Origin of the sequence: Pseudomonas sp. D2002 (assembly GCF_013385735.1) — a bacterium.
GTDB lineage: Bacteria > Pseudomonadota > Gammaproteobacteria > Pseudomonadales > Pseudomonadaceae > Aquipseudomonas.
Genome location: NZ_JACAPL010000003.1, coordinates 242,884 through 265,501 on the forward strand (window position 1 = coordinate 242,884; position 22,618 = coordinate 265,501).

Annotated in this window: 20 protein-coding genes; 8 read left to right on the forward strand and 12 right to left on the reverse strand. The window is 61.5% G+C overall.

What is annotated here, in order from left to right:
* Window positions 1–8: 8 nt before the first annotated feature.
* The gene (locus tag HX783_RS04365) at window positions 9–1,784 is read right to left on the reverse strand and encodes an ABC transporter transmembrane domain-containing protein (RefSeq protein ID WP_162530291.1); all 1,776 of its coding nucleotides are present in this window, start codon (window positions 1,782–1,784) and stop codon (window positions 9–11) included.
* Between the two features lie 272 nt (window positions 1,785–2,056).
* Between HX783_RS04365 and HX783_RS04370 the strand changes: the two genes are divergently transcribed.
* Entirely contained in the window at window positions 2,057–2,230 is a 174-nt protein-coding gene (locus HX783_RS04370; protein ID WP_174245603.1) for a PA1571 family protein, read from the forward strand.
* Window positions 2,231–2,283: 53 nt separating this feature from the next.
* Here HX783_RS04370 and pdxB read toward each other — a convergent pair whose 3' ends face one another.
* Window positions 2,284–3,426, reverse strand: coding sequence for a 4-phosphoerythronate dehydrogenase PdxB (pdxB, locus tag HX783_RS04375; RefSeq protein WP_177016085.1), 1,143 nt, complete (start codon window positions 3,424–3,426; stop codon window positions 2,284–2,286).
* 182 nt (window positions 3,427–3,608) lie between these two features.
* Between pdxB and HX783_RS04380 the strand changes: the two genes are divergently transcribed.
* Window positions 3,609–4,991 (forward strand): MATE family efflux transporter, encoded by a 1,383-nt coding sequence (locus tag HX783_RS04380; protein ID WP_159954897.1) that lies wholly within the window; start codon window positions 3,609–3,611, stop codon window positions 4,989–4,991.
* Here the strand turns inward: HX783_RS04380 and tusA are convergent.
* Both tusA and rlmM read right to left on the reverse strand, forming a co-directional pair.
* Window positions 4,988–5,239: a sulfurtransferase TusA gene (gene tusA / locus HX783_RS04385; protein ID WP_159954896.1), complete on the reverse strand. Its 252-nt coding sequence runs from the start codon at window positions 5,237–5,239 to the stop codon at window positions 4,988–4,990. The two genes, HX783_RS04380 and tusA, sit on opposite strands and share 4 nt — an antisense overlap.
* A 153-nt stretch (window positions 5,240–5,392) precedes the next feature.
* Window positions 5,393–6,469 carry a 23S rRNA (cytidine(2498)-2'-O)-methyltransferase RlmM gene (gene rlmM, locus HX783_RS04390; protein ID WP_159954895.1) on the reverse strand — a complete coding sequence of 359 codons (1,077 nt, stop codon included), beginning with the start codon at window positions 6,467–6,469 and terminating at the stop codon, window positions 5,393–5,395.
* Window positions 6,470–6,659: 190 nt separating this feature from the next.
* Here rlmM and acnA point away from each other — a divergent pair, with 190 nt between their 5' ends.
* Complete coding sequence (gene acnA, locus HX783_RS04395; protein WP_177016086.1) at window positions 6,660–9,401, forward strand: aconitate hydratase AcnA; 2,742 nt, start codon at window positions 6,660–6,662, stop codon at window positions 9,399–9,401.
* 126 nt (window positions 9,402–9,527) lie between these two features.
* Here the strand turns inward: acnA and HX783_RS04400 are convergent, their stop codons facing one another.
* Complete coding sequence (locus tag HX783_RS04400; protein WP_159954893.1) at window positions 9,528–10,466, reverse strand: aspartyl/asparaginyl beta-hydroxylase domain-containing protein; 939 nt, start codon at window positions 10,464–10,466, stop codon at window positions 9,528–9,530.
* A gap of 147 nt (window positions 10,467–10,613) precedes the next feature.
* A complete protein-coding gene (gene cysK / locus HX783_RS04405; RefSeq protein ID WP_177016087.1) occupies window positions 10,614–11,588 on the reverse strand; it encodes a cysteine synthase A in 975 nt (324 codons plus the stop codon).
* A gap of 124 nt (window positions 11,589–11,712) precedes the next feature.
* On the opposite strand from cysK, the gene HX783_RS04410 reads away from it, so the two are divergent.
* The 3 genes from HX783_RS04410 to HX783_RS04420 all read left to right on the forward strand — a co-directional run bounded on the left by HX783_RS04410 (window position 11,713) and on the right by HX783_RS04420 (window position 14,962).
* Window positions 11,713–12,786: a DUF748 domain-containing protein gene (locus HX783_RS04410; RefSeq protein ID WP_177016088.1), complete on the forward strand. Its 1,074-nt coding sequence runs from the start codon at window positions 11,713–11,715 to the stop codon at window positions 12,784–12,786.
* Window positions 12,787–12,938: 152 nt separating this feature from the next.
* Entirely contained in the window at window positions 12,939–13,784 is an 846-nt protein-coding gene (locus HX783_RS04415) for a MoxR family ATPase (RefSeq protein ID WP_003210690.1), read from the forward strand.
* Window positions 13,784–14,962 carry a VWA domain-containing protein gene (locus tag HX783_RS04420; protein ID WP_177016089.1) on the forward strand — a complete coding sequence of 393 codons (1,179 nt, stop codon included), beginning with the start codon at window positions 13,784–13,786 and terminating at the stop codon, window positions 14,960–14,962. The genes HX783_RS04415 and HX783_RS04420 overlap by 1 nt, the downstream gene beginning before the upstream one ends.
* Before the next feature lie 108 nt (window positions 14,963–15,070).
* On the opposite strand, the gene HX783_RS04425 is transcribed toward HX783_RS04420, so the two are convergent.
* Genes HX783_RS04425 through HX783_RS04435 form a run of 3 tightly spaced genes read right to left on the reverse strand, consistent with a single transcriptional unit; the run spans window position 15,071 to window position 17,414 of the window.
* Complete coding sequence (locus HX783_RS04425) at window positions 15,071–15,976, reverse strand: biotin-dependent carboxyltransferase family protein (RefSeq protein WP_177016090.1); 906 nt, start codon at window positions 15,974–15,976, stop codon at window positions 15,071–15,073.
* Window positions 15,973–16,677, reverse strand: coding sequence for an allophanate hydrolase subunit 1 (locus tag HX783_RS04430; protein WP_177016091.1), 705 nt, complete (start codon window positions 16,675–16,677; stop codon window positions 15,973–15,975). Before HX783_RS04430 ends, HX783_RS04425 begins: the two co-directional genes overlap by 4 nt.
* The gene (locus tag HX783_RS04435) at window positions 16,674–17,414 is read right to left on the reverse strand and encodes a 5-oxoprolinase subunit PxpA (protein WP_177016092.1); all 741 of its coding nucleotides are present in this window, start codon (window positions 17,412–17,414) and stop codon (window positions 16,674–16,676) included. The genes HX783_RS04430 and HX783_RS04435 overlap by 4 nt, the downstream gene beginning before the upstream one ends.
* A gap of 176 nt (window positions 17,415–17,590) precedes the next feature.
* On the opposite strand from HX783_RS04435, the gene HX783_RS04440 reads away from it, so the two are divergent.
* Complete coding sequence (locus HX783_RS04440; RefSeq protein ID WP_159954886.1) at window positions 17,591–18,511, forward strand: LysR family transcriptional regulator; 921 nt, start codon at window positions 17,591–17,593, stop codon at window positions 18,509–18,511.
* Window positions 18,512–18,620: 109 nt separating this feature from the next.
* Here the strand turns inward: HX783_RS04440 and HX783_RS04445 are convergent, their stop codons facing one another.
* From HX783_RS04445 to HX783_RS04455, 3 genes are read right to left on the reverse strand one after another with little or no spacing between them, the layout of a single operon-like run.
* A complete protein-coding gene (locus tag HX783_RS04445) occupies window positions 18,621–19,163 on the reverse strand; it encodes a DUF2937 family protein (RefSeq protein ID WP_159954885.1) in 543 nt (180 codons plus the stop codon).
* A gap of 11 nt (window positions 19,164–19,174) precedes the next feature.
* Window positions 19,175–19,951, reverse strand: a complete 777-nt coding sequence (locus tag HX783_RS04450; RefSeq protein WP_177016093.1) for a class II glutamine amidotransferase — start codon at window positions 19,949–19,951, stop codon at window positions 19,175–19,177.
* Between the two features lie 30 nt (window positions 19,952–19,981).
* Window positions 19,982–20,518: an MFS transporter gene (locus tag HX783_RS04455; protein ID WP_159954884.1), complete on the reverse strand. Its 537-nt coding sequence runs from the start codon at window positions 20,516–20,518 to the stop codon at window positions 19,982–19,984.
* Between the two features lie 21 nt (window positions 20,519–20,539).
* Here HX783_RS04455 and HX783_RS04460 point away from each other — a divergent pair, with 21 nt between their 5' ends.
* Entirely contained in the window at window positions 20,540–22,594 is a 2,055-nt protein-coding gene (locus tag HX783_RS04460; RefSeq protein ID WP_177016094.1) for a S9 family peptidase, read from the forward strand.
* The last annotated feature ends 24 nt before the right edge of the window (window positions 22,595–22,618 follow it).

Here is a 22,618-nt window from a genome sequence, read left to right on the forward strand (position 1 = left end):
CCGCAGCTTCATTCAATGTCCACTCCATCACTGAACTGCAACGCCGCCAACCGCGCATACAGCGGGTTGCTCGCAATCAACTGCTGGTGCGTGCCCACCGCCACCAGCTTGCCCTGGTCCATCACCGCAATGCGGTCGGCGTTCTTCACCGTCGCCAACCTGTGCGCAATCACCAGCGTGGTACGGCCCTGCATCAACTGCGGCAACGCCTGCTGGATCAAGTGTTCGCTCTGGGCATCGAGGGCGCTGGTGGCTTCGTCCAGCAGCAGGATCGGCGCGTCCACCAGCAACGCGCGGGCGATGGCCAGGCGTTGGCGCTGGCCGCCGGAAAGGCCCATGCCGCCGTCTCCCAGGTGGGTTTGGTAGCCGTCGGGCATTTGCAGGATGAAGTCGTGGGCGTGGGCGATACGCGCGGCGGCTTCCACCTGTTCGCGCGTGGCGGACGGGTTGCCGTAGCGGATGTTCTCTTCAACGCTGCCAAAAAATAGCGCCGGGCTTTGGGACACCAGGGCGAAGTGGCGGCGCAGGTCCATGGGGTCGAGATCGGTCAGCGCGTGGCCTTCCAGCAGGATGCGGCCTTGCTGGGGGTCGTAGAAACGCAGCAGCAGGTCAAAGATTGTCGATTTACCCGCGCCGGACGGGCCGACCAATGCCAGGGTTTCGCCGGGATTGATGGTCAGGCTCAGGCCGTCGATGGCGTAGCTGTCCGGCCTCGACGGGTAGGAAAAGCGCAGGTCTTGCAGTTCCATGCGACCACTGACCCGCGCCGGCAACTGCACGGTGCCGGCAACGGGCGCCTGGATTTCGTTGCTCGACTGCAGCAACTCGCCAATCCGTTCGGCGGCGCCGGCAGCGCGCTGCAGTTCGCCGAGCACTTCGCTCAAGGTGCCGACGGCGCTGCCGACGATCAAGCTGTAAAACACGAACGCGGCGAGCTCACCACCGGAAATGCGCCCGCCGATCACGTCCATCCCACCGACCCACAGCATCACGCCGACAGCGCCGAGCACCAGCATGATCACCAGGGTAATCAGCCAGGCGCGCTGCACGATACGTTTGCGCGCGGTGGCAAAGGCTTCTTCCACGGTGACAGCGAAACGCTGTTCGTCCTGCACCTGATGGTTGTAGGCCTGTACGGTCTTGATCTGGCCGAGGGTCTCGGACACATAACTGCCGACGTCGGCGATACGGTCCTGGCTCAGGCGCGACAGGCTGCGTACGCGACGCCCGAAGATCAGGATCGGCGCCAGCACCAGCGGCAGCGCAATCACCACGATGCTGGTGAGTTTGGGGTTGGTGACAAACAGCAACACGATGCCGCCGATGACCATCAAGGCGTTGCGCAGGAACAGCGACAGTGACGAGCCGATCACCGATTGCAGCAAGGTGGTGTCGGTGGTCAGGCGTGACTGGATTTCCGAGCTGCGGTTGTTTTCGTAAAAGCCGGGGTGCAGGTAGATCAGGTGGTTGAACACTTGCCGGCGGATGTCCGCTACGACCCGCTCGCCGATCCACGACACCAGGTAAAACCGCGCAAATGTACCCACCGCCAGGCCCAGCACCAGAATCATGAACAGGCCGATAGACTGGTTGAGCAGGTGCGGCGACTGGGTCATGAAACCCTGATCCACCAACAGGCGAATGCCCTGCCCCATGGACAAGGTGATGCCCGCCGTGACGATCAACGCCAACAAGGCGCCCAGCGCCTGCCAACGGTAGGGCGCGATGAAGCGGCTGGCCAGGCGAATCGCACGGCGTTGTCGGACTGAGAACATGGAGGGCATCACCTGCACAGGGGAAGATAGGTAGGGGAAGATAGATATCTACACCCAACATTGGGGGAACTTGGGTAAATAACAATGAGTCAGGTTAATTATGCCCGCCGATGCTGACCCCTAGAGGCTATCGGTCTAACCCCCGGCTGGAAATTTGTATCGGTTTCTGGTGGACTGGGTGTTCGAACCGGTGACTTTGTAAGGAGTTGTAATAGCTCGGTCACGCGGGCGGCTTAGAGTAGAAAGAATAGTAGGTACACAACCTGATGAGGAGACAGGCCATGACCTTGCAACATAGCAGCGAAGCCAAGATTGAAGTAATCCGCCAGCCGCAGCAGTTGCCTTGCTCGTACTTCGATGCAAAGGGCCGCGAAGTGCAGATTACCGAAGAGATGATCCAGCAAGCGTGCAGCGAACTGGAACAGCGACTGGTCAAGCCTGCCAAGCAAGGCTGAAGCGCCTAAGCTCGTTTAAAACCGGCCTTGATGGCCGGTTTTTTTATGCCGGCTTAGAGGGTGACCGCGCCCAATGCCGAGACAATAGTCGACAACACCGCCGACTCGCCATGGATGCGCACCTTCAAGCCATCAATCTCACGGCGCTGCGGGTAATGCTTGCGCAGCAGGTCGAATGCCTTGCGCTGCTCTTGCACGGTGCCTACCAGGCTGCGGCGGAAATCCGCGTCATCGCGGCGCGGGTCGTACACGCTGCGACACAGGGTCGCCAGCGCCCAGGCCGGATCGGTGGACGCGTTCAAGTGCACCTCGGCCAACCACGGTTGCGGCAGCAGGTCACTTAAATGGATGCCGGGTTCCTGGCCCAGGTGGGCGCAGAACGCCTGGTAAATCTGCGCGGTGCCGCGTTGTTTGCCGTCAAGGCTGTAACCGGCGATATGCGGGGTCGCCAGCACGCACAGGTCGGCCAGGTCGACGTCCACTTCGGGCTCACCTTCCCACACGTCCAACACCGCCTGCAGGTCCTCGCGTTCCAGCAGCACCTCGCGCAGAGCGGCGTTATCCACCACCGGGCCACGGCTGGCATTGATCAGCCAAGTGCCGGGCTTGAGGCGATTGAGGCGCTCACGGTCAAACAGGTGCCAGGTGGAGCCATTGCCGGATTTGGTCAGCGGCGTGTGCAGGCTGATCACATCGCATTGCTGGATGATCTGCTCCAGGCTGACGTAGTCACCGTCTTCGACGATCTGGCGTGGCGGGTCGCAGACCAGCACGTTCCAGCCCAGGCCCTTGAGCACCTTGACCAGCCGCCCACCGACTTCACCGGCACCGACGACGCCGTAGGTGCGCTGATTGAGGTCGGCGCCTTCGATTTCGGCCAGGGTCTGCAGGCTGCCCAGCACATAGTCGACCACGCCGCGCGCATTGCAGCCGGGTGCGCTGGACCAGCTGATCCCGGCCTGCTTGAAATAGTCGAGGTCCAGGTGATCGGTGCCGATGGTGCAGGTGCCGACAAAACGTACCTGTGTGCCTTCCAGCAAGGCGCGGTTGACGTTGGTCACCGAGCGCACCAGCAGCACATCGGCCTGCTCGACCGTGGCGCGATCGATGGAACGGCCGGGCACCCGGCGAATCTCGCCAAACCCTTCGAAGAATGCATCGAGCAGCGGGATATTTTCGTCGGCAACAATCAGCATGGCAGGCTCCTTTCGCGGACCAGCAGTGTACAGGGATGCGATCTGGGTTCCAGCTCCCACAGGGGACATCGGTCGCCAGTGGCGATTGCATTACAAATCAGCAACACAGGTTTTTTCCTGACCGTTGCGTCAGCGCGTAGACTGCGCCGTCCTTTGTGATGCTTTTAAATGGACACCCGCACGTGAACACCGCCACCACCGCCCTCTCCCGCCCCGCCCGCGTCAGCCGTGAGGTGCGCAGCCTGCTGACCCTGGCCCTGCCGATCATGATCGGCCAATTGGCGACCACGGCCATGGGCTTCGTCGATGCGGTGATGGCCGGGCGTGTGAGCCCGCGAGACCTGGCGGCGGTGGCGCTGGGCAACTCGATCTGGATTCCGGTGTACCTGCTGATGACCGGCACCTTGCTGGCCACCACACCTAAAGTCGCCCAGCGCTTCGGCGCCGGCAACCACACCGAGATCGGCCCGCTGGTGCGCCAATCCTTGTGGCTGGCCGTGGTGGTGGGGCTCACCGCGCTGCTGATGCTGGTCAGCGCCGAGCCGATCCTGCATGCGATGAAGGTCGACCCCGAGCTGATCAAGCCGTGCATGGCCTACCTGCACGGCATCGCCTCGGGCATGCCGGCCATCGCCCTGTATTACGTGCTGCGCTGCTTCAGCGATGGCCTGGGCCGTACGCGGCCGAGCATGGTCATGGGCCTGTGCGGCCTGGCGTTGAACATTCCGCTGAACTACGTGTTCATTTATGGCCATTTCGGCGTGCCGGCCATGGGCGGTGTGGGCTGTGGCTGGGCCACGGCCATTGTGATGTGGGTGATGATGCTCGGCCTGGCCGCCTGGACCCGCTGGGCACCGGCCTACCAGAGCAGCGAGTTGTTCAAGCGATTCGACTGGCCAAAATGGTCGGTGATCAAGCGCGTGTTGGGCATCGGCCTGCCGATTGGCATCGCGGTATTTGCCGAATCGAGCATTTTTGCGGTGATCGCGCTGCTGATCGGCAGCCTGGGCGCCAACGTGGTGGCCGGGCACCAGATTGCGCTGAACTTCAGCTCGCTGGTGTTCATGATCCCTTACTCGCTGAGCATGGCCGTCACCGTACGTGTCGGCCAGGCCCTGGGCCGTGGCGAACCGCGTGAAGCACGCTTTGCCGCCGGGGTCGGCATGGGCACGGCGCTGACGTACGCCTGCCTGTCCTGCAGCCTGATGCTGCTGTTTCGCGAACAGATTGCCACGATCTATACGCCTGACCCGTCAGTGATCCACGTGGCGTCGATGCTGATTGTGTTTGCGGCGTTGTTCCAGTTCTCCGACGCGATCCAGGTCACGGCCGCCGGCGCATTGCGCGGCTACCAGGACACGCGGGTGACCATGGTGCTGACCTTGTTTGCTTACTGGGGCGTGGGCTTGCCGGTGGGTTACGCCCTGGGGCTGACCGACTGGCTGGGCGCAGCCAGCGGGCCGAGCGGCCTGTGGCAGGGGCTGATCGTGGGCCTGAGCTGCGCCGCCGCGATGCTGGTGATCCGCCTGACACGCAGCGCGCGCCGGCGGATTCGCCTGGTTTAAACGGCCTTCTTGCGAATCCAGTACAGGTACGTACCGGCCTGCTCCTGCTGATCCACCAGTTCGTGGTCAAGAAACACGCAGAACTTGGGGATATCGCGGCGGGTCGACGGGTCGGTCGCAATCACCTTGAGCAAGCCGCCGGGCGGCAGGTCACGGATGTGCTGGTGCAGCATCATCACGGGCTCGGGGCAATTGAGGCCGGTGGCGTCGAGCACCGCGTCTGTAGGCAAATCGAGGGGCTGATTCATACATGACTCCTGAAACGTGCACCGCTCAAAATGTGGGAGCGGCGGTTCGACTTGCTCGCGAAGACGCAAGCACATTCAACATAAATTTTGACTGTTATACCGCTTTCGCGAGCAAGCCCGCTCCCACATTGGTCCTGTGGATACCTCAAGGTGTCAGCGTGATTTCGATTTCTTCACATCCACCAACCGGCGCAAATGGCAGGTCACTTCCTCACGGTCGTGGTACAGCTGCTTGCAGCCGATCTCAACACGAATACCGCGCGCCTTGAAGCCGTCTTCGATGCGCTCCAGCAAACGCTTCACTTCGGCGTAACGCTGTTTCATCGGCAACTTCAGGTTCACCACCGCTTCACGGCAATAACCTTCGCCGATCCAGGTTTCCAGCAGCGCCGCGTTGCGCGCGGGTTTCTCCACGATATCGCAGACCATCCAGTCCACCGGCTGCTTGGGCACGAAGGTAAAACCATCGGCCATCAAGTGCTGCACCAGGCCGGTGTCCATCAGGCTTTCAGCCATCGGGCCGTTGTCGATGGCGGTCACCAGCATGCCACGGTTGACCAGCTGCCAGGTCCAGCCGCCCGGCGCTGCGCCGAGATCGACGCCGGTCATGTCGCTGTGCAGGCGCTCGTCCCACTGGTCGCGGGGGATAAAGTGATGCCAGGCTTCTTCCAGCTTCAGGGTCGAACGGCTGGGCGCTTCACGCGGAAACTTGAGACGCGGGATGCCCATCGGCCACATCGCCGAGTTGTTCGACTCGGCAAGGCCCATGAACACCTCGCGGCCGCTCTTGAAGGTCAGCAGCAGGCGCGGCTTGCTTGGGTCGTCGACCAGCTTGCCGGCGTTCAACAAGGCTTTGCGCAGGTGCACTTCGAATTTTTTGCAGAAGTTCGACAGCTCCTTGCCGTCGTTGGTGTCGACCATTTCCAGCCACAGGCTGCCGCACACCGGGAAGCCTTGCAGGTGCGCAAGGATCACGCTGATACGGTCGGTTTCCGGCAGGTCGATAAACACCCCGCGCGCCCACTGCCGCGGGAAGATAAGCTCGGCAAAGCGCTGGCCGTGCATCAGGCGCTGGGCGCCGTCTTCTTCGGTGCAGACAAATTCGGCGCAGGCGCTGCCGGTCTTGGTCTTGGCATAGCCGGAAACGTTCAGGCGCGCGGCGTGTTCCGCGATCTCGGAACAGACTTCGCCTTCAAAACCCGGGCGGCAGTGCATAAAAAGGGTGTTCATTGAATCTCCTGGCAACTGGCTTGCTGTAGCGCAATGCCTGTCATGAAAACGCGCGCATGATAGCCGAGTTCGGAACCTTGGACTTAACGATAGAGTCCAGTTATTAGCCTGCTAATGAAAACAGGGCTAAGTTGAAAGCTCTGTTCGTCCCGTCAGGTCCGTAGCCGTGCGGACCATAAGGAGTCATGTAATGTCATCCCTTGATAGCCTGAGAACCCTTAAAACCCTGCAAATCGACGCCAAAACCTACCATTACTTCAGCTTGCCCGAAGCCGCCAAGAGCCTCGGTGACCTGGACAAGCTGCCGATGTCCCTCAAGGTGCTGCTGGAAAACCTGCTGCGCTGGGAAGACAACAAGACCGTCACCGGCACCGACCTCAAGGCCATCGCCGCCTGGCTCAAAGAACGCCAGTCTGACCGTGAGATCCAATACCGCCCGGCCCGCGTGCTGATGCAAGACTTTACCGGCGTACCCGCCGTGGTCGACCTGGCCGCCATGCGCGCCGCCGTGGCCAAGGCCGGTGGCGACCCGCAGCGCATCAACCCACTCTCCCCCGTGGACTTGGTGATCGACCACTCGGTGATGGTCGACAAGTTCGGCACCACCAGCGCCTTCGAGCAGAACGTCGACATCGAAATGCAGCGCAACGGCGAGCGCTACGCCTTCCTGCGTTGGGGCCAGAGCGCCTTCGACAACTTCAGCGTGGTGCCACCGGGCACCGGCATCTGCCACCAGGTCAACCTCGAATACCTCGGCCGCACCGTCTGGACCAAGGACGAAGACGGCCGCACTTACGCCTTCCCCGACACCTTGGTCGGCACCGACTCGCACACCACCATGATCAACGGCCTCGGCGTACTCGGCTGGGGCGTGGGCGGGATCGAAGCGGAAGCGGCGATGCTCGGCCAGCCGGTGTCGATGCTGATCCCGGAAGTGATCGGCTTCAAGCTCACCGGCAAATTGAAAGAAGGGATTACCGCCACCGACCTGGTGCTGACCGTCACGCAGATGCTGCGTAAGAAAGGCGTGGTGGGCAAATTCGTCGAGTTCTACGGCGACGGCCTGGCCGACTTGCCGTTGGCCGACCGAGCCACCATCGCCAACATGGCCCCGGAATACGGCGCCACCTGCGGGTTCTTCCCGGTGGATGAGGTGACGCTGGACTACCTGCGCCTGTCCGGTCGCCCGGCAGAAACCGTCAAGCTGGTGGAGGCCTACACCAAGGCGCAGGGTTTGTGGCGTAACGCCGGCCAGGAACCGGTGTTCACTGACACCCTGGCCCTGGACATGGGCAGTGTCGAAGCCAGCCTCGCCGGGCCAAAACGCCCGCAGGACCGTGTTTCGCTGCCAAACGTCGGCCAAGCCTTCAGCGACTTCCTCGACCTGCAATTCAAACCGACCAACAAAGAAGAAGGCCGCCTGGAAAGCGAAGGTGGCGGCGGTGTGGCCGTGGGCAATGCCGACCTGGTCGGCGAAACCGATTATGAATACGACGGCCACACCTATCGCCTGAAAAACGGCGCGGTGGTGATCGCCGCGATTACCTCGTGCACCAACACCTCCAACCCCAGCGTGATGATGGCCGCAGGCCTGGTGGCGAAAAAAGCCGTGGAAAAGGGCCTTACCAGCAAACCTTGGGTGAAAACCTCGCTGGCGCCCGGCTCCAAAGTGGTTACCGACTACTACAAGGCCGCAGGCCTGACGCAATACCTCGACCAGCTCGGCTTCGACCTGGTCGGCTATGGCTGCACCACGTGCATCGGCAACTCCGGCCCACTGCCGGAGCCCATCGAAAAAGCCATCCAGAAAGCCGACCTCGCCGTGGCCTCGGTGCTGTCCGGCAACCGCAACTTTGAAGGCCGCGTGCACCCGCTGGTGAAAACCAACTGGCTGGCCTCGCCACCACTGGTGGTCGCCTATGCGCTGGCCGGCACCGTGCGCATCGATATCAGCAGCGAGCCGCTGGGCGAAGGCAAAGACGGCAAGCCGGTGTACCTGAAAGACATCTGGCCAAGCAGCCAGGAAATCGCCGACGCCGTGGCGCAGGTCAGCACCGGCATGTTCCACAAGGAATACGCCGAGGTATTTGCCGGTGACGAGCAGTGGCAAGCAATTGAAGTGCCGCAGGCGGCGACTTATGTGTGGCAGAAGGATTCCACTTACATCCAGCACCCACCGTTCTTCGATGACATTGCCGGGCCATTGCCGGTGATCAAAGACGTCCAGGGCGCCAACGTGCTGGCCTTGCTGGGCGACTCGGTGACTACCGACCACATCTCCCCGGCCGGCAACATCAAGGCCGACAGCCCCGCCGGCCGTTACCTGCGCGAGCAAGGCGTGGAACCGCGTGACTTCAACTCCTACGGCTCACGCCGGGGCAACCATGAAGTGATGATGCGCGGCACCTTTGCCAATATCCGTATCCGCAATGAAATGCTCGGCGGCGAAGAAGGCGGCAACACGCTGTACATTCCCACCGGCGAGAAAATGCCGATCTACGACGCCGCCATGAAATACCAGGCGTCGGGCACGCCGCTGGTGGTGATTGCAGGCCAGGAATACGGCACCGGCTCAAGCCGCGACTGGGCGGCCAAGGGCACTAACCTGCTGGGGGTCAAGGCGGTGATCGCCGAGAGCTTCGAGCGCATCCACCGTTCCAACCTGGTGGGCATGGGCGTGCTGCCGTTGCAGTTCAAGCTGGACCAGAACCGCAAGGCGCTCAAACTCACCGGCAAAGAGAAAATCGACATCCTTGGGCTGACCCACGCCGAGATCGAACCGCGGATGAACCTGACGCTGGTGATTACGCGCGAGGATGGCAGCAGCGAGAAGGTCGAGGTGCTGTGCCGGATTGATACGCTCAATGAAGTGGAATACTTCAAGGCGGGCGGCATCTTGCACTATGTACTGCGCCAGTTGATCGCGTCCTAAGCAACACTGCAAAACCAATGTGGGAGCGGGCTTGCTCGCGAATGCGGTGGATCAGTCAAGAATGCATCGACTGACACTTCGCCTTCGCGAGCAAGCCCGCTCCCACAGTTTTGACTGCATTTCAAATCAGGCGAACAACCACTTCCACAACAACACCAGCACGACTACAGCCAGCACCGGCCGTGCAATGCGGTAGGCCTTGGGATGCTTGCGCTTCCATTGCTTGACCACACCGCTGAACTTGTCGCTGAAGGTTTTGCTCCAGGCATACGCCTGGTTAATCCCACCCACACGCTCGTCATCCAGGTTCTGCGGCGCCGTTGCGCGGCCCAGTTGCTTGCTGACCCAGCGGTTGACGCGGGTCATGATGCGGTTGCTCAACGGGCGTTCGATGTCACAGAACAGGATCACGCGGGTCTGGTCGGTTTCATTCTTCACCCAGTGCACGTAGGTTTCGTCGAACATCACGTCTTCACCGTCGCGCCAGGCGTAGACCTGGCCGTCGACGAAGATGCGGCAGTCGTCGGAATTCGGCGTGGACAGGCCCAGGTGATAGCGCAGGGAACCGGCAAACGGGTCACGGTGCGGGTTGAGGTGGCTGCCACCCGGCAACAGCGCGAACATCGCGCCCTTGACGTTCGGAATGCTGCTGACCAAGGCCACGGTTTTCGGGCACAGCGCCTCGGCCGACGGCAGCGGTTTGTCGTACCACTTGAGGTAGAAACGCTTCCAGCCTTTCTTGAAGAACGAACCGAAACCGGCGTCGTTGTTCTTTTCGGCGGCGCGGATGTAACCCTCGTCGAACAGGTGCATGGCCTCTTCGCGGATCACTTCCCAGTTGTCCTTGAGCACATCCAGTTCCGGGAACTTGCTGCGGTCCAGGTACGGCTTGGACGGCACAGCCGAAAACAGGTACATCAGGGCGTTATACGGGGCGAACAGCGCCGAATGGTTGACGAACTGGCGCAGCATCGGCAAACGGGCCTTGCCACGCAGGTGCACATACAGCGTGCTGCCGATAAACAGCAGCAACACCGACAGTTTGGCGGCCAAAGAAAAGGTCATGCAGCAACTCCTGGAAATAAGCGCCTGGCCAACAGCCTCCCATCAACGGGAAACCAGACGTAACAGCCGGCCATGATAAACACTTGAGCCATTATGCAGAAGGCCCAGGCCGACCGGCTGACCTGCATCAAAGCCTGTGGCGAACAATCAAGCCTGGTTTTCCTGCTCGGTAAACAAATCACTGAACAGCATGCTCGACAGGTAGCGCTCACCGGAGTCCGGCAGGATCACCACGATGGTCTTGCCCTGCATTTCCGGCTTCTCGGCCAGACGCACGGCCACGGCCATGGCCGCACCGCAGGAAATACCGCACAAAATGCCTTCTTCCTGCATCAGGCGCAGGGCCATGGCCTTGGATTCTTCATCGGTCACCAGCTCTACGCGGTCAACCATCGACAAATCGAGGTTTTTCGGCACAAACCCGGCGCCAATCCCCTGGATCTTGTGCGAGCTCGGCTTGATCTCTTCACCCGCCAGTGCCTGGGTGATCACCGGCGACACCATCGGCTCCACCGCCACCGACAGAATCGGCTTGCCGGCAATGTTCTTGATATAGCGCGACACGCCGGTAATGGTGCCGCCGGTGCCCACGCCTGCGACCAGCACATCCACGGCGCCGGCGGTGTCGTTCCAGATTTCCGGGCCAGTGGTTTTTTCGTGAATCGCCGGGTTGGCCGGGTTTTCGAACTGGCCTGGCATAAAGTAGGTGGCCGAGTCGCTGGCGACGATCTCAGCAGCTTTGGCGATGGCGCCTGGCATGCCCTTGGCCGGCTCGGTCAGCACCAGCTCGGCGCCCAGGGCCTTGAGCACTTTACGCCGTTCGATGCTCATCGACGCCGGCATGGTCAGCAGCAGCTTGTAGCCACGGGCGGCGGCAACAAAAGCAAGGCCGATGCCGGTGTTGCCGGAGGTCGGTTCTACAATGGTCATGCCCGGTTTGAGTTTGCCGCTGCTTTCAGCGTCCCAGATCATGTTCGCGCCAATGCGGCACTTCACCGAATAGCCTGGGTTTCGCCCCTCGATCTTGGCCAGGATGGTCACGCCACGCGGTGCGATGCGGTTGATCTGCACCAGGGGCGTGTTGCCGATGGAGTGCGCGTTGTCTGCAAAGATACGGCTCATGACGGGTCCTTAAGGCAATTTCAACAAGGCCCCAAGGGTATGCCTCAGGCCTTTGGGCGTCCAGTCAGAGGAACGTTGCGCCTGCGCGCGCGGTCCATCGCCTATACCGTTGGAGAACCTGAACATGAAACGTCGCTACAGTGGGCTGCTATGGATCGTCGCCGTACTGGTGGTAGTACTGATTGCCCTGGACCTCGCCCTGCCCTATCTGGTGCGCAACTACCTGAACGACAAGCTCGCCGACATGGGCGACTACCGTGGCCAAATCACCGATGTAGACGTGGCCCTTTGGCGTGGCGCCTATAAGATCAACGGCCTGCAGATCGTCAAGGTCGACGGCAAGGTGCCGGTGCCGTTCGTCAAAGTGCCGGTGATCGACCTGTCGGTGAGCTGGCATTCGCTGTGGTACGACCACGCGGTGGTCGCCGAGGCACAGTTCTTTCAGCCGGAGCTGAACTTCGTCGACGGCGGCAACCAGCAGGCATCCCAGACCGGTAAGGGCACCGACTGGCGCGAACAACTGAGCAAATTACTGCCGATCACCCTCAACGAAGTGCGAATTCAGGACGGCAAGATCGCCTTCCACAACTTCAATTCCAAGCCACCGGTGAATATCTACGCCACCCAGGTCAACGCCAGCTTCTATAACCTGACCAACGTGGTGGACATCAAAGGCAAGCGCGACGCCACCTTTGAAGGCAAGGCGCAGTTACTCGGCCAGGCGCCACTGGAAGCCACGGCGGCGTTCGACCCGCTGAGCAACTTTGAAGATTTCGAATTCCGCTTTCGCGCCAAGGATATTCAACTCAAGCGCCTGAACGACTTCGCCTCGGCCTACGGCAAATTCGACTTCAAGGCCGGCACTGGCGCCGTGGTGATCGAAGCCCAGGCCGAAAAAGGCCAGTTGAGCGGCTACATCAAGCCGCTGCTGCGCGACGTGGAAGTCTTTGATTGGAAGCAAGACGTTGAGAACAAAGACAAAAACATCTTCCGCTCGATCTGGGAAGCCGTGGTCGGTACCAGCGAGACCGTGCTGAAGAACCAGAACAAAAACCAGTTTGCCACCCGCGTCGAACTCAGCGGCAGCGTGCATCAGCAAAATGTCAGCGCGTTTTCGGCGTTTTTGTCGATTTTGCGTAATGGGTTTATCCAGGCGTTCAATGCACGGTATGAGCAGCCCAAGCCTTCCGCAGATTAGTGTGGGAGCCAGCTCCCACATAAGCATAAGTATGCCCCCGCAGCTGGACGGCGATGTGACCGGCCATTCAGAGACTGAATAACCCGTCTGCGTTCACAGTCGCCGGGGCTGCGCGGTATAGTCCGGGCATTGATGAATTCGAGGAATGACCGATGAAGTTCGAAGGCACCCAGGCCTATGTGGCTACCGATGACCTGAAACTGGCCGTCAACGCCGCCATCACCCTGGAGCGGCCGCTGCTGGTCAAGGGCGAGCCCGGCACCGGCAAGACCATGCTCGCCGAGCAACTGGCCGAATCCTTTGGCGCCAAGTTGATCACCTGGCACATCAAGTCCACCACCAAGGCGCATCAAGGCCTTTACGAGTACGACGCCGTCAGCCGCCTGCGCGACTCGCAGCTGGGCGTGGACAAGGTCCACGACGTGCGCAATTACCTGAAGAAGGGCAAGCTCTGGGAGGCTTTCGAGTCCGAGGAACGGGTGATTCTGCTGATCGATGAAATCGACAAGGCCGACATCGAGTTCCCCAACGACTTGCTGCAAGAACTCGACAAGATGGAGTTCTACGTCTACGAAATCGACGAGACCATCAAGGCCAAGAAGCGCCCGATCATCATCATTACCTCCAACAACGAAAAAGAGCTGCCGGACGCGTTCCTGCGCCGCTGCTTCTTCCACTACATCGCCTTCCCCGACCGCACCACCCTGCAAAAGATCGTCGATGTGCACTACCCCGACATCAAGAAAGACTTGGTCAGCGAAGCGCTGGACGTGTTCTTCGACGTGCGCAAAGTGCCGGGCCTGAAGAAAAAGCCCTCCACGTCCGAGCTGGTCGACTGGCTCAAATTGCTGATGGCCGACAACATCGGCGAAGCCGTGCTGCGCGAACGCGACCCGACCAAGGCCATCCCGCCGCTGGCTGGCGCTCTGGTGAAGAATGAACAAGACGTTCAGTTGCTGGAACGCCTGGCATTCATGAGCCGTCGCGGTAATCGATAATGTTGCTCAACCTGTTCAACGAGATGCGCGCCGCCAAGGTGCCGGTGTCGGTGCGTGAACTGCTCGACCTGATCAACGCGCTGAAACAGCGCGTGGTCTTCGCCGACATGGACGAGTTTTACTACTTGGCCCGCGCGATCCTGGTCAAGGATGAACGGCATTTCGACAAGTTCGACCGTGCGTTCGGTGCCTATTTCAACGGCCTGGAAAAACTCGACGATCACCTGCAGGCGCTGATCCCCGAAGACTGGCTGCGCAAGGAATTCGAACGCTCGCTGAGCGATGAAGAGCGTGCGCAGATCCAGTCCCTCGGCGGCCTGGACAAGCTGATCGAAGAATTCAAGAAACGCCTGGAAGAACAAAAGGAACGCCACGCTGGCGGCAACAAGTGGATTGGCACCGGCGGCACCAGCCCGTTCGGCTCGGGCGGCTATAACCCGGAAGGCATTCGCGTGGGCGATGCCGGCAAGCGCCAGGGCAAGGCGGTGAAAGTGTGGGACCAGCGCGAGTACAAAAACCTCGACGATCAGGTCGAGTTGGGCACGCGCAACATCAAAATCGCCCTGCGCCGCCTGCGCAAGTTCGTGCGCCAGGGTGCGGCGGAAGAGCTGGACATCGACGGCACCATCGACCACACGGCACGGGATGCCGGGCTGCTGAACATCCAGATGCGTCCGGAGCGGCGTAACACCATCAAGCTGTTGCTGCTGTTCGACATTGGCGGCTCGATGGACGCCCATGTGAAGATCTGCGAAGAGCTGTTTTCTGCGTGCAAGACCGAGTTCAAGCACCTGGAGTATTTCTACTTCCACAACTTTGTGTACGAGTCGGTATGGAAGAACAACCAACGCCGCACCTCGGAACGCACCTCCACCCAGGATTTACTGCACAAGTACGGCGCCGACTACAAAGTGATCTTTATCGGCGATGCGTCAATGGCGCCGTACGAGATCACCCAGGCCGGCGGCAGTGTTGAGCACTGGAATGAAGAGCCTGGGTATGTGTGGATGCAGCGCTTCATGGCCAAGTACAAAAAGCTGATCTGGATTAACCCGTACCCGAAGGACACCTGGGGCTACACGGCGTCGACGGGGATAGTGCGCGAGTTGGTGGAAGACCAGATGTATCCGCTGACGCTGCGTGGGTTGGAAGAAGGGATGCGCTTTCTCTCCAAGTAAATAGATCGTTCCCACGCTTCGCGTGGGAATGCAGCCCAGGACGCTCTGCGTCCCAAAGCGTGACGCAGAGCGTCACAAGAGGCGTTCCCACGCAGAGCGTGGGAACGATCAGAACCGCTGCAAAAAGTCGAAATGCTGCCGATGCGCCGTCTCCTGCACCACCGGCGCCAACCTGACCTTCTCTCCCGGCAAACACTGCGCCAGCCGCGCCAGCGCCAAGGGCGTCAACGCGCCCAAGCGTGGGTAACCGCCGATGGTCTGCCGATCATTGAGCAATACAATCGGCTGCCCATCCGGCGGCACCTGGATCGCTCCCAGCGGAATGCCTTCGGAGATCAACGATGGCCCCTGGTATTGCAACGGCGTGCCCAGCAGGCGCATGCCCATGCGGTCGGCGCGGCTGTCCAGCGCCCATTCGGTGTTGAACGCATCAAACAAACTCTGCCCGCTGAACTGGCCGATCTGTGCACCGACAATCACGTCCAAGGGAGCCTTGGCAGGCAAGTGTGGCGCGCTCAGCACCTTCATCGCACCGCCCACCCCGGAATACGCCAGGCGCCCGCCTTCGACCAAGGCTTTGCCGAAACCGTCCAGCCCACCCAACGCTTCACGCACCACCGTGGCACAACTGCCCAGCACCGCCGGCGCATCAAAGCCGCCCGGCGCCGCCAGGTAAGCCCGCGCACCACTGAACGGCTGGGTAAAGCGCAGCCGCTGGCCCTTTTGCAGGATAAAACTGCGCCCCGGGCTGATCGCGCGCTCATCGATGTAGGCGCCCAAATCCGCACCGGCCAGCGCCAGCAAGCAATAATCTTCAGCCTGGACGGTAAACCCGCCCAAGGTGATTTCCACCACCGGCGCGTCCAGCGCATTGTCCAGCAGCCAGTTGGCCCACGACATCGACACCCAATCCAGCGCGCCGCCCTGAGTCACGCCCAGGTGCCGCACGCCAAAGCGACCGGCGTCCTGCAACAGGCACAGCGGCGTGCTGGCCTCGATCAACAAGCGGCTCATGCGTGCGCCTCCAACGGCGTGTCATCGCCACCCAAGTGAATAAATTCAGCGTGATCAACGGCTTCGAACCGCACCGTATCGCCGGGCTGCATCAGGCTGTAGCCGTCGCGTTGACGGTCGAACGGTTTGGCCGGGGTGCGACCGATCAGGTTCCAGCCGCCCGGCGAGACCACCGGGTACGCGGCGGTTTGCCGTTCGGCGATGCCGACGCTGCCGGCCGCCACGCGTTTGCGCGGGGTATTCAGGCGTGGCGTGGCGAGGGCTTCATCCACCAGCCCCATAAAGGCAAAGCCGGGGGCGAAACCCAGGGCGAACACTTGGTATTCGTGGGCGCTGTGGCGGCGGATCACTTCGTCTACCGACAGGCCGCTGCGCTGGCTGAGCAATGTCAGCTCCGGGCCGACACTCAGGTCGTACCACACCGGCAACACGTGACACTGGCCGCTGCCCTGGGCCTGAGGCTGCAGGTCGGCCAGCACCTGGCCGATCAACTCCCTGGCCTGGGCCGGGCTCAACACGGTGAGGTCGTAATGCACCATCAGCGTGGTGTAGGACGGCACCAAATCCACCAGTGCCGAGCCAAAGCCTTCGCGCAGGCGTTGAGTGGCGGCGAGCATCCACGGCATGTTGGCTTCGGCAATCAGATCAAACAGACGCACCATCAGGCAGTCGATCGCTACCACTTCAATGCGTGGCTTCATGCTGGCTTCAACGCCTCGCGGATACGCTGCACGGCGGCAATCGAACTGGCGTTGTCGCCATGCACACACAGGGTGTTGGCCTGCAACACCAAGGCGCTGCCGTCGCTGGCGGTCAGGGCTTCACCACGGGAAATAGTCAGGGCCTGTTGCACGATGGTTTCGGAGTCATGGTGCACGGCACCCGGCAACTGGCGCGACACCAGGTGCCCTTTGTGGTCGTAGGCGCGGTCGGCGAAGGCCTCGAACCACAGCGTCACCCCGTATTCATCGCCCAAGGCCTGGGCCGCGCTGTTGTCGCGGGTGGCCAGCAGCATCAACGGCAGGTCGCCATAAGCGGCGACGGCCTGGATCACCGCGCGCAATTGCGTGGGGTTGGCCATCATGTCGTTGTACATCGCGCCATGGGGTTTGACGTAGCTGACCCGCGCGCCTTGCGCGCGGCAGATGCCGTCGAGGGCGCCGATCTGATAGTGCAACAGGTCCTGGATTTCCTGCGGCGTGTAGGCCATGGAGCGGCGGCCGAACCCTTGCAGGTCCTGGTACGCCGGGTGTGCGCCCACTTGCACGCCGTGCTTCAAGGCCAGGGTGACGGTCTTGCGCATGATGCTCGGGTCACCGGCATGAAAGCCGCAGGCGACGTTGGCGCAATCAATGAACGGCATAACCTCGGCGTCCAGACCCATGGTCCAATTGCCAAAACTTTCGCCAATGTCGCAATTCAATAGAAGACGGTTCACGGTCGGTGTACCTCCAGGCGTTGTATTTTTTTGTAGTGTGGGATTTTTCGCACAGAACTGGCAACTTGTCCTGACACCCCAACGACGCTTATCGTGGAATGCCTCGATTTTTGGCGTTTGCCCGGTGCGGCGTCCAACTAATAAAAACCGATCCATGCATAAGAAAAGTTGATCCCATGAATTTGAAGTTCCTCGAAACCTTCGTCTGGGTGGCCAAGCTCAAGAGCTTTCGCCTGACCGCCGAGAAGCTGTTCACCACCCAGGCCTCGATTTCCAGCCGCATTGCGGTGCTGGAAAGCGAGTTGGGTGTGAAGCTGTTTCTGCGCGACTCACGTGGGGTGAGCCTGACCCCGGAAGGCTTGAAGGTGCTCGATTATGCCGAGCAGATGATGGTGACTATGCAGGGTTTGAAGCAGTCCCTGGAGACCACCAGCAGCAAGGTCGGGCGGATCCGCATCGGGGCGATGGACACCGTGATTCACACCTGGCTCAGCCCGCTGGTCGCCGAATTGATGGACCACTTCCCACTGGTAGAAATCGAGTTGGTCGCCGATACCGCGCTGAACTTGAGCGATCAACTGCAAAAAGGCTTCCTCGACCTGATCCTGCAAACCGACCTGCTGCGCCTCGAAACCGTGCGCAGCCTGGAGCTGGCCAGCCACCCGATGGCCTGGATCGTCGCCAGCCATTCGATCTACAACCGCGACTACGCCTCCCTCGCCGAAGTGGCCCGTGAGCGCATCATCACCTATTCGAAAAACTCCCACCCGCACCAGGACGTGCTGAGCCTGATGCAGGCCAACGGCGTTGCCGCGCCGCGCATGAACTGTGTGAATTCGGTGTCGGCGATTACGCGCTTGCTGCGTGATGGCTTCGGCATCGGCGCCCTGCCGCCGGTGCTGGTGATGGAGGAATTGGCGCGCGGGGAATTGGTGATGTTGCCGATGGCGCAGAAACTGCCGAATTTGCAGGTGGTGGTGTCATGGCGTGTGGGCGTGGAGTTGGTGGAGGAGATTGTCGGGCTGTGCCAGAAGGTGGTGGCAAGGTATGCCGAAGAGGTCGGCGAAGAGCACATGCTACTGACGAAACCGGATTGATCGTTCCCACGCTCTGCGTGGGAATGCGGCCCAGGACGCTCCGCGTCCCAAAACGTGACGCGGAGCGTCACAAGAGGCATCCCCACGCGGAGCGTGGGAACGATCATCATCAAAGGCCTTTGAGGTCTCGCTCTTCAATCGGCCGGCTCTGACGCAGGCGCTTGCCGCCCAACACCACCCAGTCGATCAAGCGGAACAGGCATTCAATGCCGAACGACAACAGCATCGCCCCGCCCAAGCCCCAGCCCATGGCCTCAGGCGTCAGCAGAATCTGGTAGCTGTAGCCATTCCAGGTTTCCAGGCGAATCGCCGGGTCGGCGGCCACCGCCACTTGCAACGCGCGGATGTACCACGGGCCTTGCATGGCCTGGAACTGCTTGTCCAACGCGACCTGGCGATCAAGCATGCTGCCCAGGCTGTTGGCGTCGCTCTGGAACACCGGGTCATCGCTGGCGCGGTAATGCGCCACCAGCGCCTTCAAATCACCATTGAAGAACTGCCGCGCGGTGGTTTCAAACCCGCTGAGGCCGGTCTGGGCCTCGATCAGGTGGGCTTCGACGCGCTTGGCGTAGTCGTTGATAAACCCCGGCACTTGCACACCGACCAACAAGCCAATCGCAAACAGCACCAACCGCAGATAACTGAGCAGCATGGTCGATATCCTTACTCGGTAATGCCCTGGCTGACGCATTCACCGCGTCGCCACAGGCTCCATTGGCCCGGTTCGTAGCGGGTCCAGTTTTCGTTGTCGGTCAGCGGCTCGGTGGCGATCACCGTGACCACATCATTTGGCGTGGTTTCAGCCTGAAAATCGACGATCACGTCGACATCTTTCAAGCGCGCCGGGCCAAACGGTGCGCGCCGGGTAATCTGCGCGAGTTTGGTCGAGCAGTAGCAAAACAGCCAGTCGCCGTCGCTGAGCAGGCAGTTGAATACACCTTTGCTGCGGTATTCGGCGCAGGCGGCGATCAGGTCCGATAGCACCTGCTCGATCTCGACCGGCTCCGGGAAGGCTTCGCGCACCCGGTTGAGCAGGTCGCAGAACGCCGCTTCGCTGTCGGTATCGCCCACCGGCCGGTAGAACGTGGCGCGCGGATTGAAGTCCGCCAGTTGGCCGTTGTGGGCAAAACACCAGTTGCGGCCCCACAGTTCGCGCACGAACGGGTGGGTGTTGGCCAGGCTGACCTTGCCCACGTTGGCCTGGCGGATATGGCCAATCACCACTTCACTTTTGATCGGATAACGCTGCACCAGCAGCGCGACTTCCGACTCGCAGCTGGCGGCCGGGTCCTGGAACAGACGCAGGCCACGGCCCTCGTAGAAGGCAATGCCCCAACCGTCGCGGTGGGGGCCGGTACGCCCGCCACGCTGCATCAGCCCAGTAAAGCTGAACACGATATCGGTGGGGACGTTGGCACTCATGCCCAATAATTCACACATGCCAGGGCTCTCGCTGCAGGGCGGACAACGTTAAAGGCGCGGTTCGACCCGCATACCGCTGGTGGGCGCCGGGCGACGGAATGGCTCGTCGTCTTCGTCCACCGGCTCGGCGGCCAGGGCCGCATCGGCAGCGGCCTTGCGCTCACGGCGGGCAGTGGCGGCGCGCTCGATGGGCCAGCGGATCAACACAAACACGATGTACACGCCAAAGGCGATCATCGTGTACATGAACAGATCGGAGATGGCCCGCCAGGCGTTGTTGCCGACATGCAGCACCAGATCCAACGCGGTGATCGCCACGGCCGGCGCAAACTGGGTCTTGACCGGGTCGACGATGGTCGGGCTGAACAGCAGCACCGCCATCAGCAACTGCAGCGGCTCGCGCAGCCAGCGCCAGATCCAGCGGGTCATGCGCCACCACACCAACAGGCAGCCCAAAGCGGCGAAGGCGTAAAGGCCCCAAGCGGTCAGATAGTCGTTCTCGGTCATGGTGTCCATGGCAAGGTAGGCAAACAGGCGGCTATGATAACGGCTTTTGCGTGTCTCGGCTGCAATGCCTGCCACCATCCGCCAGACAGAGAGTGATCCATGCCTTCATCGACCCACATCACTGCCGCCCCGATTGCCCGCAAGGCCGAAGGCCAGGACCCGTACGCCTGGCTGCAACAGCGTGACACGCCTGAAGTCCTCGATTACCTCAAAGCCGAAAACGCCTGGCAGGAAGCGCAACTCGCCGACCAGCAGGCGCTGCGGGAAACCCTGTTCGAAGAGATCAAGGGCCGCATTCTCGAAACCGACTTGTCCCTGCCCTCGCCGTGGGGCCCGTACCTGTATTACACACGCACCACCGCCGGTGACGAATACGCCCGCCACTACCGCTGCCGCCGCCCGGCGGATGACAGCAACGCGGTGGACGACAGCAGCGAAGAACTGCTGCTCGACCCTAACGTACTGGCCAATGGCGGCTTTTTCTCCCTCGGCGCGTTCAGCATCAGCCCCGACCACCAGCGCCTGGCCTACAGCCTGGACACCAACGGGGAAGAGATTTACACCCTGTTCGTGAAGGAATTGGCCACCGGCAAAGTCAGCGAACTGGAGTTCGAGGACTGCGACGGCAGCATGACCTGGGCGAATGACAGCCTGACCCTGTTTTTCACTGAGCTGGACGACACCCATCGTCCGCACAAGCTCTATCGCTACCGCCTGGATGGCACGGCGGCGCAGGAAGTGTTCCACGAGCCTGACGGACGTTTCTTCCTGCATTGCTACCGTTCCAGTTCCGAGCGCCAGTTGCTGCTGGCCCTGGGCAGCAAGACCACCAGCGAAATCTGGGCACTCGACGCCGACCAGCCACACCTCGACTTCGCCTGCCTGGCGCCACGGGTCGAAAACCACGAATACGACGTGGACCACGGCCAGCTTGACGGCGAGTGGACCTGGTTTATCCGCAGTAACCGCGACGGCATCAACTACGCGCTGTTCGTCGCCGCCGACACCGGCAGCGTGCCCACCGAAGATCAATGGCACAACCTGATCCCGCACAGCGACGAGGTGATGCTCGATGGCGTGAGCCTCAACGCCAGCGCGATGACCTTGAGCCTGCGCATCGGCGGCCTGCCGGTGATCGAAGTGCACCCGCAGGACGTACAAGCCTATCGCGTGGAACTGCCTGACGCCGCCTACAGCCTTTACGTACAGAACAGCCTGGAATTTTCCAGCGACAAGATTCGCCTGCGCTACGAAGCCCTGAACCGCCCGGCCCAGGTGCGCCAACTGGACTTGGCCAGCGGCGCGCAAGTGGTGCTCAAGGAAACCCCGGTACTGGGCGTGTTCAACGCCGACGACTACGTCAGCCAACGCCTGTGGGCCACCTCCGCCGACGGCACCCAGGTGCCGATCAGCCTGGTGGTCAAACGCGACCAGCTCGGCAAGCCGACGCCGCTGTACCTCTACGGTTATGGCGCCTACGGCCATAGCCTCGACCCGTGGTTCTCGCATGCACGCTTGAGCCTGCTGGACCGTGGCGTGGCGTTTGCCATCGCGCATGTACGCGGCGGCGGTGAACTGGGTGAAGCCTGGTATCGCAACGGCAAGCAGGAACACAAACAGAACACCTTCAGCGACTTCATCGCCTGCGCCGAGCACTTGATCGCCGCAGGCCTGACCACCTCCAGGCAGCTGGCGATCAGCGGTGGCAGCGCCGGTGGTTTGTTGATCGGTGCGGTGCTTAATCAGCGCCCGGACCTGTTCCAGGCCGCGATTGCCGAAGTGCCGTTCGTCGACGTGCTCAACACCATGCTCGACCCCGAGCTGCCGCTGACCATCACCGAGTATGACGAGTGGGGTAACCCTGAAGAGCCCCAGGTGTACGAACGCATCAAGGCCTACGCGCCGTACGAGAATGTCAGCGCCCAGGCCTACCCGGCCACGCTGGTCATCGCCGGCTACAACGACAGCCGCGTGCAGTACTGGGAAGCGGCCAAGTGGGTGGCCAAGCTGCGTGACACCAAGACGGACGACAACCTGCTGCTGCTCAAGACCGAATTGGGCGCCGGCCATGGCGGGATGAGCGGTCGTTACCAGGGATTACGTGACGTAGCGCTCGAATATGCATTTGTGTTCAAGGCGCTGGGGCTGGTTTAAGGAACTTAGGACGGCGGTCCTGTC

Coding starts and splice junctions, on each gene's coding strand:
- HX783_RS04445 (WP_159954885.1), bottom strand. CDS start 19,163: ATGCTGCTCAGTTATCTGCGGTTGGTGCTGTTTGCGATTGGCTTGTTG.
- HX783_RS04410 (WP_177016088.1), top strand. CDS start 11,713: ATGAAACGTCGCTACAGTGGGCTGCTATGGATCGTCGCCGTACTGGTG.
- HX783_RS04370 (WP_174245603.1), top strand. CDS start 2,057: ATGACCTTGCAACATAGCAGCGAAGCCAAGATTGAAGTAATCCGCCAG.
- HX783_RS04440 (WP_159954886.1), top strand. CDS start 17,591: ATGAATTTGAAGTTCCTCGAAACCTTCGTCTGGGTGGCCAAGCTCAAG.
- pdxB (WP_177016085.1), bottom strand. CDS start 3,426: ATGCTGATTGTTGCCGACGAAAATATCCCGCTGCTCGATGCATTCTTC.
- HX783_RS04450 (WP_177016093.1), bottom strand. CDS start 19,951: ATGTGTGAATTATTGGGCATGAGTGCCAACGTCCCCACCGATATCGTG.
- rlmM (WP_159954895.1), bottom strand. CDS start 6,469: ATGAACACCCTTTTTATGCACTGCCGCCCGGGTTTTGAAGGCGAAGTC.
- HX783_RS04415 (WP_003210690.1), top strand. CDS start 12,939: ATGAAGTTCGAAGGCACCCAGGCCTATGTGGCTACCGATGACCTGAAA.
- HX783_RS04430 (WP_177016091.1), bottom strand. CDS start 16,677: ATGAAGCCACGCATTGAAGTGGTAGCGATCGACTGCCTGATGGTGCGT.
- HX783_RS04455 (WP_159954884.1), bottom strand. CDS start 20,518: ATGGTGGCAGGCATTGCAGCCGAGACACGCAAAAGCCGTTATCATAGC.
- acnA (WP_177016086.1), top strand. CDS start 6,660: ATGTCATCCCTTGATAGCCTGAGAACCCTTAAAACCCTGCAAATCGAC.
- cysK (WP_177016087.1), bottom strand. CDS start 11,588: ATGAGCCGTATCTTTGCAGACAACGCGCACTCCATCGGCAACACGCCC.
- tusA (WP_159954896.1), bottom strand. CDS start 5,239: ATGAATCAGCCCCTCGATTTGCCTACAGACGCGGTGCTCGACGCCACC.
- HX783_RS04425 (WP_177016090.1), bottom strand. CDS start 15,976: ATGAGCCGCTTGTTGATCGAGGCCAGCACGCCGCTGTGCCTGTTGCAG.
- HX783_RS04400 (WP_159954893.1), bottom strand. CDS start 10,466: ATGACCTTTTCTTTGGCCGCCAAACTGTCGGTGTTGCTGCTGTTTATC.
- HX783_RS04365 (WP_162530291.1), bottom strand. CDS start 1,784: ATGCCCTCCATGTTCTCAGTCCGACAACGCCGTGCGATTCGCCTGGCC.
- HX783_RS04460 (WP_177016094.1), top strand. CDS start 20,540: ATGCCTTCATCGACCCACATCACTGCCGCCCCGATTGCCCGCAAGGCC.
- HX783_RS04420 (WP_177016089.1), top strand. CDS start 13,784: ATGTTGCTCAACCTGTTCAACGAGATGCGCGCCGCCAAGGTGCCGGTG.